The sequence below is a fragment of the Pedobacter sandarakinus genome (assembly GCF_026240095.1).
GTDB lineage: Bacteria > Bacteroidota > Bacteroidia > Sphingobacteriales > Sphingobacteriaceae > Pedobacter > Pedobacter sandarakinus.
In genome coordinates this window covers 151385-166837 of the sequence record NZ_JAPIVG010000002.1, presented here as the reverse complement: position 1 = coordinate 166837, position 15453 = coordinate 151385, and the positions used below count along the sequence as shown (strand labels likewise).

The following is a 15453-nucleotide window of genomic DNA, read 5'->3' as shown; positions in this document are numbered from 1 at the left end:
TAAACCGTTATTATTAAAAAGTTATATCAAGACCAGCACCGTAGAAAATCGGTAGCGGATACTGACGTGCACTGTTTGAACTTGAGCCAGTACTTACATTGTTACCAAACTCTGAAGTTTCCGGATCGATGAATTTAAGTTTGCTTAGGGTGAATAAGTTTTGGCCGATAAGGGAGACACGTAAACGCTCTATACCAATTTTTTTAGTGGTAGCCTGCGGAATAGTGTAACCGATATTCACATTTTTCAGCCTTGCATAAGCAGCATCATATTTGTAAAGATCAGATCCGGTACGCCAGTTATTGGTATTAGATGGCGAGCCGATGTTAGCCAATATTGGATAGCGTGCATCTGGATTAGATGGTGTCCAGTAATCCGTCATATGTTCATACAACGTTGCGCCATAACCATAATGGAAAGGTTCTACCAATTCTCCTCTTAAGAAAGTTTCTCTTTTACCTACACCTTGAATGAACAATTGTAAATCAAATCCTTTTACAGCCAACCTGTAAGTAAACCCGAAAGTATAACGTGGAAAAGGATTACCTAAAACCGTTTTATCTTTCTCGTCAATAATACCGTCATTATTTAAGTCTTTGAATTTTAAATCGCCAGGTACTACTAGGTTTCCTGCAATTTTTGGAGAGTTATTGATGTCTGCCTGATTCTGGAAGAAGCCGTTTGTTTCGTAACCGTAGTACTGCGTAATAGGTTCTCCTACTCTTCTTAGCAATTGAAACACATCCTGGTTGATAATTTGCTCGGTAGCGCCACCCGAAAGTTGTAATAATTTATTCTGGTTATCTGCTACGTTCACGCTAAAGCTTTGTGTTACATTCTCCCCACGAAGGTTATAGGTTAATGATGCCTCCCAACCTTTGCTACGTACTTTTGCCACATTATAATCTGGTGTAGCGGCTCCAAAAATAGCTGGGATATCTTGTCTTGGTTGAAGAATATCACGTGTAACTTTGTTAAAGTAATCGAATGAAGCCGTTAGTTTGTTGTCGAAAAACCCAGCATCAATACCAATATTAAATGTTGATGCCTTTTCCCATGTAAGGTCTCTGTTAGAAAGCAGCGTACCGGCACCACCTACTGGAACATTGTTAAAACCATAGGCGCTAGCATAGTTAAAGTACGTAGTTTGATATTGGAAATTACCTACATTCTGGTTACCTAACACCCCGTATGAGGCACGAAGTTTCAAGCTATTTACCGTTCTTTTAATAGATTGCATAAAATCTTCTTGGGTGATTAACCATCCAGCACTCACAGATGGAAAAAAGCTGCCGCGATTCCCTTTAGCAAATTTCGAAGATGCATCATAACGTGCTGTGGCTTCTAAAAGGTATTTATCATTATATGAATAATTTAATCTTCCAAATAGTGATAGTAAACTATTCGCGTTGATAGCCAAGCTATTATTTGAATTAATTGCATCTACTAAGGTGCCTGTAGTTGGTGTTCCTAACAATTGATCTGTAAGCGTTTTTTGTAACTGAAAACCTCTCTGAGAGTAGCTTTCGCTAGATGCACCGAATTGCGCTTTAAAGTCGTGTTGCGAAATCTTCTTAGCATATTCTAAATAAAGTTTCGTGTTAAATAATTGCGATTTACTGTTTGCATCTAAAACCGAACGATCATCACCATAAACACCTGAAGGCAAATAGTTTACTTGCGTTCTCCTGAAAAATGTACCATTGTTTTGCAATGTTCCACCAAACTCTCCAGTTATTTTAAGGTCATTGGTGATATTAAACTGACCATTGAACGATCCAAAAATCTCATCATTATCTGCCTGATTAAAACCACCTCTTTCTAGAACCCCATATTCATTATATTGAGAAGCTACCGGATTGGTGAGGTAATTTCCATTCTCATCCTGCCAACTATAATTTAAAGGAACCCTATTGGCATCAGCGAAGATATTGTTATCGCCAACACTATTGGTTTTGTTGCGTGTTTTAGTATAAAGGAGGATAAAATTGGTTTTGAACTTACCCATCACATTACTTTGGTTTAACCTCATGTTGTACTTTTGGTATCCAAAGTTTGCCCCATCGCCACCATTACCTATGAAATTGCTCTCTTGATTTTGATAACCCGCAGAAACATAGAAAGCGCTTTTCTCACCACCACCTGCAATGCTAAAGTTATGCGCCTGTTGTGGAGCAGTGCGTAACAAATGCTCTATATCCCAGGTACCATTTCCCTGGTCTTTAAGTTGTTGTATTTGGTCTGGCGTATAAGCCGGGCTTAAGCCTGAATTTACCAACGACTCGTTTTTGTAATAGGCATTCTCCCAGGCAGGTACTTTGTGTACCAATACATTCGCATCCTGAATACCGTAGCTTCCATTGTAAGAAACTGAAGTCTTTTGATTCAATTTACCGCTTTTTGTAGTAATTAAGATTACACCATTAGCAGCACGAGAACCGTATATAGCAGCAGAACCAGCATCTTTCAATACCGAAACACTTGCAATATCATTTGGGTTGATGGTGTTTAAGTTTCCACCGACAATTCCATCTACTACCACTAGCGGGGTATTATCTCCAAGGGTTCCTACACCACGAATATTAACTGTTACGTTACTACCCGGGTTTAAATTTGTTTGTTGGATGATTAAATTTGGCGACTCTCCCTGTAATGCCTGATAAGCATTTAAAACAGGCTTGTTTTCTATATTTTTGGCATCGATAGTATTTACGGCACCAGTAATAGAAACCCGTTTCTGTACACCATAACCAACAACCACTACATCATCTAACGTATTATTTGCATCTGGCTTTAGCTGAATGTTTATAGTGCTTCTACTAGAAATAGCTACCTCCTGACTAATGTAGCCTAAGTAAGAAAATGTTAGCGTACCATTGCGTTGGCTATCAGGCACCGAAAGCGTAAAGTTTCCGTCTGCATTTGTAACCGCACCGGCTGTAGTTCCCTTAACCTGTACGCTTACACCAGGTAAACCAAGCCCTTTTTCATCAGTTACCTTTCCAGTAATAGAAATATCTAACCGATTTGCATTGTGATAAGCGATAGAACCGATGCCTGTTGCGCTAGCATAGGTAACAGGCGCTAGTGCCGCTAACAGCACGACCAACGGCCGGAGCGGAAGTCGTTTTAATTTTTTAAGTCTGTAAAGTTTGGGTCTCATAACATTTTAATTAGTGTGGATGCCATTTGGCATTTGTATTATATGGTTAGGGGTATTAATTATTATTTAATTGATTTTGAATATTCATGTTGCCAGTGCGCATCAATTTCTTCTAAAGAGCGCCCCTTGGTTTCAGGAATAACTTTCCACGTAATGTAAAGTGCCGGTGAGCAGCAAATGGCAAAAATCCAGAAAGTCCAGGATGCGCCTAAACCCTCAAGCATAATTGGCGTGAGTTGGCCAACAAAGAAATTGCCAATCCATAAGGTTAACGTTGCCAGCGACATGGCTTTTCCCCTTATTCCGTTAGGAAAGATTTCTCCAATAACAACCCAGCAAACCGGCCCGAAAGAGAATGCAAAGCAAGCAATGAAAGCCAATATGAAAATAAGAATATATGGTCCAGAAGTCATTCCGGTACTAAAGAGAATACCGATAATAACTAAGGCAAGTACCGCACCACCAACACCAATGTAAAGCAGTGGTTTTCTTCCCCATTTATCGACAGTAAAAATGGCAACAAATGTAAATACTACATTAATTAACCCTATAGTTACCTGCCCCCCTAGAGCATTATTAAGTGTAAAACCTGCTTGCTCTAAAATACGTGGACCATAGTAAATTACAGCGTTTATGCCACATACCTGGGAAAGAAAAGGCAAGAGCAATCCAATCCATAGTGCTTTACGGTAAACGGGTTTAAAAAGCGTAGCCAAAGAACCCTCATCATCGCCATCTGCTCCTATTTTAAATGCACTGATTTCTTTTTCTGCTGATAATCTTCCATCGATTTTAGTTAGGATAACCATTGCCTTATCTTTTAGCCCTCTCGTTAAAAGCCATCTTGGTGATTCTGGAACCAGGAATAATGCAAGTAAAAAGATAAGTGCTGGTACTGCACCCAAGCCAAGCATTGCTCTCCAAACTTCACTAGAGAAAATTTTGGTTGCCATTAGGCCCTCATGAGCATCCCCAGCATGATCTGCCAGGTAGGCGTTTGTGAAATAAGCTACTACAATGCCAATGGTTAATGCCAATTGATATAAAGAAACCATTGTTCCTCTTAATCTGGAAGGTGCAAATTCTGAAATATACAAAGGCGATACCATGGAAGCTACACCGATTCCTAAGCCACCAACAAGTCTAAAAATAATTAGTGAGGTAAATGATGTGGCATACATGCAGCCCACAGCAGACACTAGGAATAGCGTTGCCGAAAGGATAAGTACGATTTTCCGGCCATATTTATCACTTAACTTTCCAGAAATTATTACGCCAATGATGCAGCCAAGTAGCGCACAGCTTACAAACCAGCCTTCACTAACAGCATTTAAACTGAAATCGTTTTTTACCAAACTAATGGTTCCAGAGATAACAGCTGTATCGAAACCAAATAAAAACCCACCAAGTGCGGCAACCAAACAGATCAGATAGAGATAAGTTTTACTGCTGCTCAGCGCTGTTTGTTCATTAAAATTGCTCATATGCTTATTTTAAAAATGCTTTAATTACTTTGGCACGTTGTTTTCCTTTGTTAACTATTTTATAATGCTTGGCAGCTGAAGGAACAACAAATGTTTCAGCAAAAGCAAAATGCATTTCCCTGCCATCTGCTGCACTTACAATAATCGACTCCCCTTCAACAAGCATTAATACATGGCAAAGTCCATCGGTAGCAATTTCTACTTCTGTATCAAATTCAACACGATGCACATCATAAAAATGATCTTGATGTGTTGGCAAATGGTAGCAGGTCATGTCGCCTTCGGTAGATAGTACGTATGGCTTGCTTATCAACTCATCAACTACTTTTTGTCCTTTTCTGCTGAAATCCAGATTATTAAAGGCATGCTCAATATTTATGGGGCGGGGTTGACCGTTAAGATCTAGCCTTACCCAATCGTACATTTTAAAGGTGAAGATGTAAGGGGTTGCGCTAATTTCGAGCACTAAATTTTGTGCGCCAGCGCTATGTACCGTTCCATTTGGAATTAGAAACAAGTCGTGTTTCTTAGCAGTATGCACTTGTACGTATTTTTCAATATCTATCGCTTCGCTCGTGGCGTTGCTCTTTTCTAACGCTTCACGAAAGTCGCTTGGATTTATATCATCCTGGAAACCAAGATAAACAGTGGCATCATCCTTACAGTCTAATATGTAGTATGTCTCATCTTGGGTAATTTGTTCGCCAAAATTTTTACGGATGTAGTTTAATGTTGGATGACATTGAATGGAAAGGTTCCCACCATCAAAAGTATCCAGAAAATCAAATCGTATAGGAAATTCATCGCCGTAAGTCTGGGCATGCTCACCCATTACATTATCACGTTGAGTAAACATTAACAGATCGAAAGATACTTCTAGCAACACGCCATTGCTTTCGAAAACCAAGCCATTTTCTGGAACAATTAATTCGAAAGACCATGCATAGTTTACTTCATTCCGATCAAGCTGTGGCATATGGTTTTTCATCCATTGGCCACCCCATGCACCAGGTGCGAACCATGGACGTGCCCTGAAAACCGAAGTAGACATGGCTTGTAAACCAGCTCTAATTTTCGCTCCAGTAGACCAAGAAATTTCTTCTTCCCACTGTGCATCAACAAAAACACTGATTTCATTTACCAAACCTTTCTTGTGTTCGTTTAGCACTACCCAGTCTACAAAGTAATACTGTTTGTACATTTCTGTTGGTACATCTGGCTGGGTTTTTCCTAGATTGCAAATCGCACCGGCACTCATTCGGTGCTGTAATTCATTTTTAGGAAGATCTACATAGATAATTTTTGCATCCCAATTAGATAAACTTGAACCGCAACCAATAATGATGTTGATGTCTGCAGATTGATCAATCTGTTTAGCAGTTAACGCATCCAGGTTAAAAAAATCTGAGAGTGTTAAAGAAGTTTTGGTTCCCCAAACCGCATCTCTCTCACCTAAAAAAGGTTTTACTAAATCATCAATCTGTTCTTCCTCCAATAAACACGAAGCTGCATCAACTATATTCAACCTCAATCCCCGAGCCTGTAACCTATCTTTCAAAGCGGTAGAAAATCTATTCCAATACACACCTATATAACCGTCAATTACAACAGTCTTTTGTTCAACAATATAATCGCAAAGCGAATCATAGCCACTAAAAATAGCCTTATCTCCAAGCGAAAAATAAGGGTAAATATCGTAGCCATCCGGGCTGGCTATCGATTGAGTGTTATTGGGCATGACCTCTTGCTCGGTCTTCCTCATTGGCTCTTCTATAGACATAGTTGTGTTCAAATTTTCCAAATTATTAAGTTAAGTCTCATTATATCTCTATATAATCAGCATAATAAATCTGTCATATGCTAAAGATGGACAGTTTCATTTCGATGCTTTTTACCCTTGTATAAATTGCTTTGTTGAACATGTAATCACAGCGATAATAATTTAATTGCCGGATACATTTTGCAAGACTGCACTGAATACTTGGTTAGATCATACATTCGATAGTATGTATATACAAATGTATTATTAAAAAACAATTTTGCAAATAATTTTTGATGAAATTATATTAAACACATCCATATGTTACATTCTGGCAGAATCATTCTATGGAAAAAACTAAAATTATGTACATACATGACTCAAAAACGGATTTTATTCATATAATTGTAATGATTATGAAACTGTCTATTGATCATAAAAGTCAAATTCCTTTACATGTTCAGGCCGAAGAATTACTTCGGAGACTAATTGAGTCGCCCGAATATGTTGATGGCAAACTGTTACCGAATGAGATAGAGTTATCACAAAAGCTAGCTATTTCACGTACAACTTTGCGTCAATCCATCAATAAATTGGTATATGATGGTTTATTAATCAGGAAGAAAGGCGTAGGTACAAGAGTAGCTGAATCGAAGTCTTTAAGTTCGAAATCTAAGAACTGGATGAGCTTTTCGCAGGAAATGAGTGCAAGAGGTATTCCGATAAAAAACTTTGAATTGCATGTAAGTTGGGTAATTCCAGAAAAACGGATTGCCAATTTTATGGGAATTAAAGAAGATAAAAAAATTCTGAAGTTAGTACGATTGAGAGGCAGACCAGAAGGACCATTTGTTTACTTCGAGTCCTATTTTCATCCTAATGTAGGGCTCACAGGCGAAGAAGATTATAAAGCGCCGCTGTATGAAATGCTTGAGAAAGAACATAACATTATTGCTATGGTTTCTAAGGAAGAAATAAGTGCGCTTGTTGCTGATCAGTTCATTGCCGATAAATTGGAAACAAAACCAGGTGCACCTATTTTGTTCAGGAAGCGCTTTGTATATGACATTGATGAAAAACCAATCGAATATAATTTGGGATACTATAAAGCCGATAGCTTCGTATACACCGTAGAAAGTAGACGAGAATAGTTGGGCCTGCTGTAACCCATCAAAGGCGCTTATATTATTTATGCACAACCCCTAAATTTCTTATTTAGCTAATATTTCCTGAAGCAATACTTGATCTTAACACTCCAATAGGATTTCTCACCCAGATTCAACACACTAGCAAAGCGAATTACTGTTGAAAACTTTACTAATTTAATTAGTATTTGCTATTATTTTTAGCATTATATTTGTTGTTATTAAGCTGCGTAATCCAACTTGCGCAATTACCACATGACAGCGGAAAAACAAGAAATATTGGCTAAACTTAAGCAACAACTCTTAGGGGTACATTTGCTTAATCCATCTTCTAGCAATAGCAAAGAAGATTTTGGTTTGGCAGAAATCGAGCATTGTTTTCCTGGAAAAGTTTTCCCAACCGGTACTGTGCATGAGTTTCTGGCAGATAACCAGGAAGAAGCAGCAGCTAGTGAAGGGTTTATTGCAGGTATTTTAGCTAAATTGATGCAACATGGAAATTGCTGTTTATGGATTAGCAGAAATAGAAAATTATTTCCTCCATCACTAGAGACTTTTGGCGTAGATCCGCAACACATCATCTTCATAGACCTCTATTACAATAAACAAATTTTATGGGTAATGGAAGAAGCACTGAAATGCGAAGGTATAGCATGTGTTATTGCAGAAATATCTGATGTAGGTTTCGCACAAAGCAGAAGGTTACAGTTGGCTACAGAGAAAAGCCAGGTTACGGGCATCTTATTAAGAAAAGAAGCAAAATTTGCACTATCTGCAACCACTTGTACTGCTCGTTGGCAAATTAAGCCAAAGCCTAGCCATTGTTTTGATTATGTTCCTGGGGTAGGAAATCCCTGTTGGGAAGTTAATCTCTTAAAAGTAAAGAATGGCCAGGGGGGTCAGTTTTTTATAGAATGGTCTGGAGATCGATTTAAATCATTAAATCTTAGAGTGATCGAAGGTGAAGGAGATACAAAAACTTTATCAGAAAGAGGGCTTACGGCATGAGCAGGTACTTAAGTATATATTTTGGTAATTTACTTACAGATTATCTGGCTATAAAAAAACCTGGTTTAAAAGACAAAGTTTATGTTTTTACGATGTCTCAAAAAAATCGGATTATGGTAACCGCTGCGTCCCGGAAAGCTGAGGAAATGGGCGTGTTTGCAGGAATGGTCTTAGCTGATGCAAAAGCGATTATCCCAGATATACTTGCCTTTGATGATGAAATAGATTTCAATAAAAAATTGTTGAAACGCATTGGTAAATGGGCCATAAGGTATACACCAACGGTTTGCCTCGATTTACCTGATGGGATCATCCTGGATACAAGTGGCTGTGCACACTTATGGGGCGGAGAAGACAAATACCTGGAAAGTATTCTAAAAAAACTTAATGATTCTGGCTATTGTTGCCGTGGTGCAATAGCAGATACCATTGGTACGGCGTGGGCCGTTGCCCGATTTGGAAAAAAAAATCCTATTATTCAGCCTGGAGAGCAATACAATGCAATTTTAAATTTACCTTCCACGGCACTTCGCTTAGAAAGTATTGTTGTAGAGCGTTTGGCCAAATTAGGTTTTGATAAAATTGGCAAGTTTATTCAACTGCCTACAGCAATGCTTCGCAGGCGTTTTGGACAAGATACTTTATCACGTATCGGACAAGCACTCGGTACTGAAAAAGAAATTATTACTCCTATTGTAGTCAAAGCACCTTTCGAAGAACGATTATATTGTCTTGAAGCCATACGCACTAAAACGGCTATTGAAATCGCGATTGAAAAATTATTACACAACCTCTGCAGTAAACTCCAGAAAACAGGTTTAGGCATAAGGTCTGCGGTGCTTAAGGGTTACCGACTCGATGGGAAAATTACTGAAACCAAAATCGGAACGAACCAACCTACCCACAAGGTACAGCATTTAGCTAAATTATTTGGTCTTAAGATTGATGAAATAGAGCCTGCACTTGGAATAGAACTGTTTGTTTTAACCGCTACTAAATGCGAACCTGTTCATGTACATCAAGAAAAATTTTGGAATGGAAAACCTGGGCTCACTGATCAAAGTCTGGCAGAATTACTCGATCGGCTTGCCGGCAAAATTGGCGCTCAAGCCATTCGGAGGTATATCCCTCAGGCACACTATTGGCCAGAACGGTCGCTAAGGGCAGCGATTTCCCTCGAAGAAAAAACGGAAGTTAAATGGCAGAAAGCAAATCCAAGACCCATGGAAATGTTGCAAAAACCTGCTGCGATACAGGTTACCGCCCCTATCCCAGATTACCCTCCAATGAATTTCCGATACAGGGATGAACTCCATCTGGTGAGCAAAGCTGACGGGCCAGAAAGAATAGAAAGAGAATGGTGGATGGAGCCTGGCGAGCATCGAGATTATTATATTCTGGAAGATGAACAAGGTCGCAGATACTGGGTATTTAGATCCGGACATTATAATCAAGACAAATCTGCATGGTTTCTCCATGGTTTTTTTGCATGAAAATCTTAAGATATGAGCTATTGTGAACTACAGGTCACCTCTAACTTCAGTTTTTTAAGAGGTGCATCGCATCCAGAAGAACTGGTAGAACAAGCTGCTGCTTTTGGATACCCAAAAATTGCCATAACTGATGTAAATACGCTCGCAGGAATCGTGAGGGCTCATGTTGCGGCACGAAAGCATGATATTTCTATCATCCCGGCCTGCCACTTAATGCTCTTAGATGGACCTGGCCTGCTCGCCTACCCCACAAACAGAGAAGCCTATGGTCGCCTATCGGCGATGTTGAGTGAGGGGAATTTCCGTGCCGAAAAAGGTAAATGTTTTCTTTATAAAAAAGATATTTACCTCAACCAAAAAGACATCTTGTTTATTGCTATTCCTCCAGAAGCATTAACAGATGGATCTCAATTCTCAAAGAACTTTTTGGCAGACTTACAGGATTACAAAGCCAATCTGGGAGCATCACTCTACCTTGCCGTCAATAAAAATTATCAAGGGCAAGATCAAAAGCGGCTTTTTAGGCTTCATGAATTAAGTAAAAAACTCGACATCCCTCTAGTTGCCACAAATGATGTGTATTACCACCATCCTCAACGCCGGGAACTTCAAGATATTTTAACTTGCGTACGGGAAAAATGTACCATACAAAATGCTGGCTTCAGGTTAATGATGAACGCAGAAAGGCACCTGAAACCCATTGAAGAAATGCAACGGTTATTCCGGATGTATCCTGATGCCATTGACCGAACGTTGGAAATTGCTGAGAAATGCCAGTTTACATTAGATAGCCTGGAATATGTTTATCCTGAAGAAATCATCTCAGGTGAGCGAGCGCCACAAGAAGAGTTAGAATACCTAACCTGGAAAGGTGCAGCAGAGATGTTCGGATCTCCCCTCCCAAAGAAGGTAATAGATAACATTAACCACGAGATGAAATTTGTACTGGAAATGAATTATGCAAGCTATTTCCTAACGGTATATGATATTGTAAGATTTGCCAGGTCGAAGAAAATTCTCTGCCAAGGTCGCGGGTCGGCAGCAAATTCTACCATTTGTTATTGCCTGGGCATTACTTCTGTCGACCCAACCAAATTCGATCTGCTTTTTGAACGTTTTATTTCCTCTGCACGTAATGAACCGCCAGATATTGATGTTGATTTTGAGCACGAGAGACGTGAGGAAGTTATCCAATACATCTACAATAAATATGGGAGAGATCGGGCGGCAATTGTAGCAACAGTTACACAACTTCATCAAAAAGGTGCCCTCCGCGATGTAGCAAAAGCTATGGGATTATCGAGTGATACCATCGATAGGCTATCCGCATCCATTTGGGAATTTACCAATGAATGGTTCGAAAGCAATCGCGTTATCGAGCAGGGCCTTAATCCACAAGATCCACTTTTGGTAAAAGTACTTGCTCTTACTAGCCAAATGATGGGTTTTCCACGTCAACTTGGGCAGCATACAGGTGGGTTTGTGATTACCCGTGGCAAACTAACTGATTTATGCCCTATTTTTCATGCCCGGATGGATAATCGCACCAATATAGAATGGAACAAGGATGATATTGATGCACTTGGTTTTTTGAAAATTGATGTATTGGCACTTGGCATGCTCACCTGTATCCGCAAAGGTTTTGATTTGGCCAAAGCCCATTACAATCTTGATCTTACCTTGGCCAGCATTAATAAAGAAGACGACCCAAAGGTATATGAAATGATCTCACATGCCGATACTATTGGGGTTTTTCAGATTGAAAGTCGGGCGCAACAACAAATGCTGCCCAGGTTGAAACCGAGTTGTTTTTACGATCTTGTAATCGAGGTAGCTATTGTTCGGCCTGGACCTATACAAGGCGATATGGTTCATCCGTACTTAAGAAGACGTAATAAGGAAGAGCCCATAGATTACCCATCAAAAGAGCTTGAAGAAATATTGGGTAAAACCCTTGGCGTTCCACTTTTTCAGGAACAGGCAATGAAAATAGCCATCGTTGCCGCCGGTTTTACACCTGCCGAAGCAGACGAACTTCGGCGGAGCATGGCAACCTTCAAAGTGCATGGCATGGTAACTAAATTCGAAAACAAGCTGGTTGAAGGCATGACTTCGAGGGGATATACCGAAGATTTTGCAAGGCGTGTGTTTAAGCAGCTCGAGGGCTTTGGATCTTATGGTTTTCCAGAAAGCCATGCCGCAAGTTTTGCTTTATTGGTATATGTTTCCTGTTGGATTAAATGCTATTATCCTGATGTTTTTGCTTGCGCTATTTTAAATTCTATGCCCATGGGCTTTTACCAACCTGCACAACTGGTTATAGATGCACGCAACCATGGCGTAACTGTTAGAGAAATTGATGTTAATGTTTCCCATTGGGATAACATTCTTCAGGAAAAATGCGGTAAATACTTCGCCTTGCGATTGGGATTTAGACAGATTAAAGGGATTAAGGAAGAAGAAATGTTAACCTTGGTTTCGAAACGGAAAATGGGTTACAAAAATCTTCACTCGCTGCTCGATGCAGGGGTTAGCTTAGGCTCGTTAGAGCGATTGGCAGATGCTGATGCATTTCGCTCAATTGGGTTAGACCGTAGGCAAGCACTCTGGGAAGTTTCTGCACTAAAAGACAGACCCATTGCATTATTTGAAGGGCAACCTTCATCATCAGAAAAAGAACCGCAAATAGAACTGCCATTGATGAGTAAAGGCGAGCATGTGGTGCAAGATTACGCTTCTACAGCTTTATCTTTAAAAGCACATCCGGTGAGTTTGGTTAGAGCGGAACTTAGACTTTTTAATGTTAAATCTTCCCAAGAAATTAGAGCAACTGAAAATGGTAAATTGGCCAAGGTTGCCGGGCTCGTGATTGTAAGACAGCGTCCGGGTACGGCTGGCGGCGTTTGTTTTATTTCAATTGAAGATGAGACAGGTTTTTCTAACCTGGTAATTTTCGAAAAGCTTTTCGAAAGCTACAGAAAAGAAATCCTCCATTCAAGGCTGCTTATGGTTGAGGGAAAGGTGCAAAAAGAGGGTGAGGTGGTAAATGTTATTGTTTCTAAATGTTTTGATTTCACTAAACTATTGAAAGGTTTAACTGCAAAAGATGATGAAAAACTGCCTATTCTTACACTTTCGAGAAGTGACGAAAGATCGCCGCCCTATCCAAGTGAAAATAAAAGATCGCAAGTACGCCAGCCTAGCCCACAGGAAATATTTGATGGTGGCAGAAATTTTAAGTAATCCTTTACTTGGAAAAAAAATGATACAAGATATTTGAAACCATTGTTCCTATATACAAGTACAAAAAATCTTTAAGAACCAGCCTATGTAACAAAAAAAGTAGCAGCCCTTACTTGCAATTAATGCCTTTATTGGCTTACTTAGCCCGCTGATACCAATGTAACAATATGAAAAAAATCATCCCTTTAACCACTTTACTGCTCTTAGTCTTAACCTCAGTTTTTGCACAAAAGAATTTAACGCTTTTATCACCCAATGGTGAAATCAAAGTTTCGATAATTATTGGCGACAAAATCAATTATTCGGTTAATTACCGAACTGAGGCCTTAATGACAGAGAATAGCCTTTCATTAGTTTTAAAAGACGAAACCCTAGGAAAAAACCCTAAGCTATTGAGCGCTAAAACAACAAAGAGCAGTAGCATTATTAAACCATATATTGCCTTAAAATATGCTAACGTAGAATCGAAATACAATCAATTGTTACTTAACTTCAAGGGTGGATTTGCAGTAGCTTTCAGGGCTTTTGATAATGGAATTGCCTATCAGTTTATCACCAATAAAAAAGGCGATATTGAAGTAATGGACGAAGAGGTTGCAATAAATTTCCCAAACGCATATAACTTACATGTACAACAACCCGGAAGCTTTAAAACTGCCTACGAAGAAAACTATTCAACCGTGAGCACAGATAGCTGGAAGGAAAAAATGAGCACCCTTCCAATTTTAATCGATACCAAAAAGAACTATAAACTACTCTTAAGCGAATCTGATCTTTCTGATTATCCTTGCCTGTTTTTCAAAGGAACAGGTGTAAATGCTATCAGATCTGTTTTCCCGAAAGCTCCACTAGCGTTTGGAGAAGATGGCGACCGGAGTTTAAAAATTACCAAAGAGGCAGATTACATTGCTAAAACCAGCGGAACACGTACTTTTCCCTGGCGGTATTTTGTGATTACCAATGATGATAAGCAGATCCTCGAAAACACCATGACCCTGCAGTTGGCATCAAAAAGCAAAATTGAAAACCCTAGTTGGATAAAGCCAGGACAAGCCAGTTGGGAATGGTGGAATGATGCAGCACCTTATGGGCCAGATGTAAATTTTGTATCGGGATATAACTTGCAGACCTATAAATACTATATCGATTTTGCTGCCAAGTATGGTTTAAAATATATCATTATGGACGAAGGCTGGGCAAAAAGCACAACCGATCCTTATACACCAAACCCCGATGTTGATGTTCACGAACTCATTCGTTACGGTAAGGAAAAAAATGTAGGTATAGTTTTATGGCTAACCTGGCTTACCGTACATAACCACATGGACTTGTTCAAAACTTTTAAAGAATGGGGAATTAAAGGTGTAAAAATAGACTTTATGGACCGAAGCGACCAATGGATGGTAAATTATTACGAACGAGTAGCCGTAGAAGCAGCAAAGAATGAGTTATTTGTAGACTTTCATGGAGCATTTAAACCAGCGGGGCTTGAATACAAATACCCCAATATACTATCTTACGAAGGCGTAAGAGGCATGGAACAAATGGGCGGTACACTTCCAAAAAACAGTTTATACCTGCCCTTTATGAGAAATGCCGTTGGCCCGATGGACTACACCCCAGGTGCAATGATTAGCATGCAGCCAGAATCTTATCGTGCAGAAAGGCCTAATGCCGCTAGTATAGGTACACGTGCTTATCAAATGGCGCTATTCGTTGTTTTCGAGAGCGGGATTCAAATGCTTGCAGACAACCCAACCCTTTACTATAGAAACCCAGATTGTACCGCCTTTATCACTTCGGTTCCTACCACCTGGGATGAGACGAAAGCTTTGACCGCCACAGTTGGCGAAGTAGCCGTGGTAGCTAAACGTAAAGCTGATAAATGGTTTATCGGGGGCATTTGCAACGGTACAGAAAAAACTAGGAACCTTAAAATAAACCTGGATTTTTTAGAAAAAGGTAAGCAGTATACCATGACCTATTTCGAGGATGGAATCAACGCCGGAAGACAAGCAATGGATTACCGAAAAAAAACTATCCAGGTGAAAAATGGAGATGAAATCGCGGTTAACATGGTGAGAAATGGCGGTTACGCAGCTGTAATTACTGCTAAATAATGATAATATACTTAAGCAAGTTTGATAGATATCTTCAG

General features: G+C 39.5%; 7 protein-coding genes and 1 pseudogene. 5 read left to right on the top strand and 3 right to left on the bottom strand.

Annotation, left to right across the window (positions count from 1 at the left end):
- Positions 1-13: 13 nt before the first annotated feature.
- The 3 genes and pseudogenes from OQ268_RS06360 to OQ268_RS06350 form a co-directional block, all read right to left on the bottom strand.
- Positions 14-3163, bottom strand: coding sequence for a SusC/RagA family TonB-linked outer membrane protein (locus OQ268_RS06360; RefSeq protein WP_265855278.1), 3150 nt, complete (start codon positions 3161-3163; stop codon positions 14-16).
- Between the two features lie 116 nt (positions 3164-3279).
- Positions 3280-4647, bottom strand: a pseudogene (locus OQ268_RS06355) (sugar porter family MFS transporter); the annotation flags it as partial.
- A 4-nt stretch (positions 4648-4651) separates the two neighbouring features.
- Positions 4652-6427: a class I mannose-6-phosphate isomerase gene (locus OQ268_RS06350; RefSeq protein WP_265855276.1), complete on the bottom strand. Its 1776-nt coding sequence runs from the start codon at positions 6425-6427 to the stop codon at positions 4652-4654.
- A 395-nt stretch (positions 6428-6822) separates the two neighbouring features.
- On the opposite strand from OQ268_RS06350, the gene OQ268_RS06345 reads away from it, so the two are divergent.
- The 5 genes from OQ268_RS06345 to OQ268_RS06325 all read left to right on the top strand — a co-directional run bounded on the left by OQ268_RS06345 (position 6823) and on the right by OQ268_RS06325 (position 15415).
- Entirely contained in the window at positions 6823-7557 is a 735-nt protein-coding gene (locus OQ268_RS06345; protein WP_265855275.1) for a GntR family transcriptional regulator, read from the top strand.
- Between the two features lie 249 nt (positions 7558-7806).
- The gene (locus tag OQ268_RS06340; RefSeq protein ID WP_265855274.1) at positions 7807-8559 is read left to right on the top strand and encodes an ImuA family protein; all 753 of its coding nucleotides are present in this window, start codon (positions 7807-7809) and stop codon (positions 8557-8559) included.
- Positions 8556-10052 (top strand): Y-family DNA polymerase, encoded by a 1497-nt coding sequence (locus OQ268_RS06335; RefSeq protein ID WP_265855273.1) that lies wholly within the window; start codon positions 8556-8558, stop codon positions 10050-10052. The genes OQ268_RS06340 and OQ268_RS06335 overlap by 4 nt, the downstream gene beginning before the upstream one ends.
- Before the next feature lie 12 nt (positions 10053-10064).
- Positions 10065-13295, top strand: a complete 3231-nt coding sequence (locus OQ268_RS06330; RefSeq protein ID WP_265855272.1) for an error-prone DNA polymerase — start codon at positions 10065-10067, stop codon at positions 13293-13295.
- 167 nt (positions 13296-13462) lie between these two features.
- Complete coding sequence (locus tag OQ268_RS06325) at positions 13463-15415, top strand: glycoside hydrolase family 97 protein (protein WP_265855271.1); 1953 nt, start codon at positions 13463-13465, stop codon at positions 15413-15415.
- The last annotated feature ends 38 nt before the right edge of the window (positions 15416-15453 follow it).

Excerpts from the sequence above, each read along its gene's own strand:
- OQ268_RS06360 (WP_265855278.1), bottom strand. The coding sequence starts at position 3,163 with ATGAGACCCAAACTTTACAGACTTAAAAAATTAAAACGACTTCCGCTC.
- OQ268_RS06350 (WP_265855276.1), bottom strand. The coding sequence starts at position 6,427 with ATGTCTATAGAAGAGCCAATGAGGAAGACCGAGCAAGAGGTCATGCCC.
- OQ268_RS06345 (WP_265855275.1), top strand. The coding sequence starts at position 6,823 with ATGAAACTGTCTATTGATCATAAAAGTCAAATTCCTTTACATGTTCAG.
- OQ268_RS06340 (WP_265855274.1), top strand. The coding sequence starts at position 7,807 with ATGACAGCGGAAAAACAAGAAATATTGGCTAAACTTAAGCAACAACTC.
- OQ268_RS06335 (WP_265855273.1), top strand. The coding sequence starts at position 8,556 with ATGAGCAGGTACTTAAGTATATATTTTGGTAATTTACTTACAGATTAT.
- OQ268_RS06330 (WP_265855272.1), top strand. The coding sequence starts at position 10,065 with ATGAGCTATTGTGAACTACAGGTCACCTCTAACTTCAGTTTTTTAAGA.
- OQ268_RS06325 (WP_265855271.1), top strand. The coding sequence starts at position 13,463 with ATGAAAAAAATCATCCCTTTAACCACTTTACTGCTCTTAGTCTTAACC.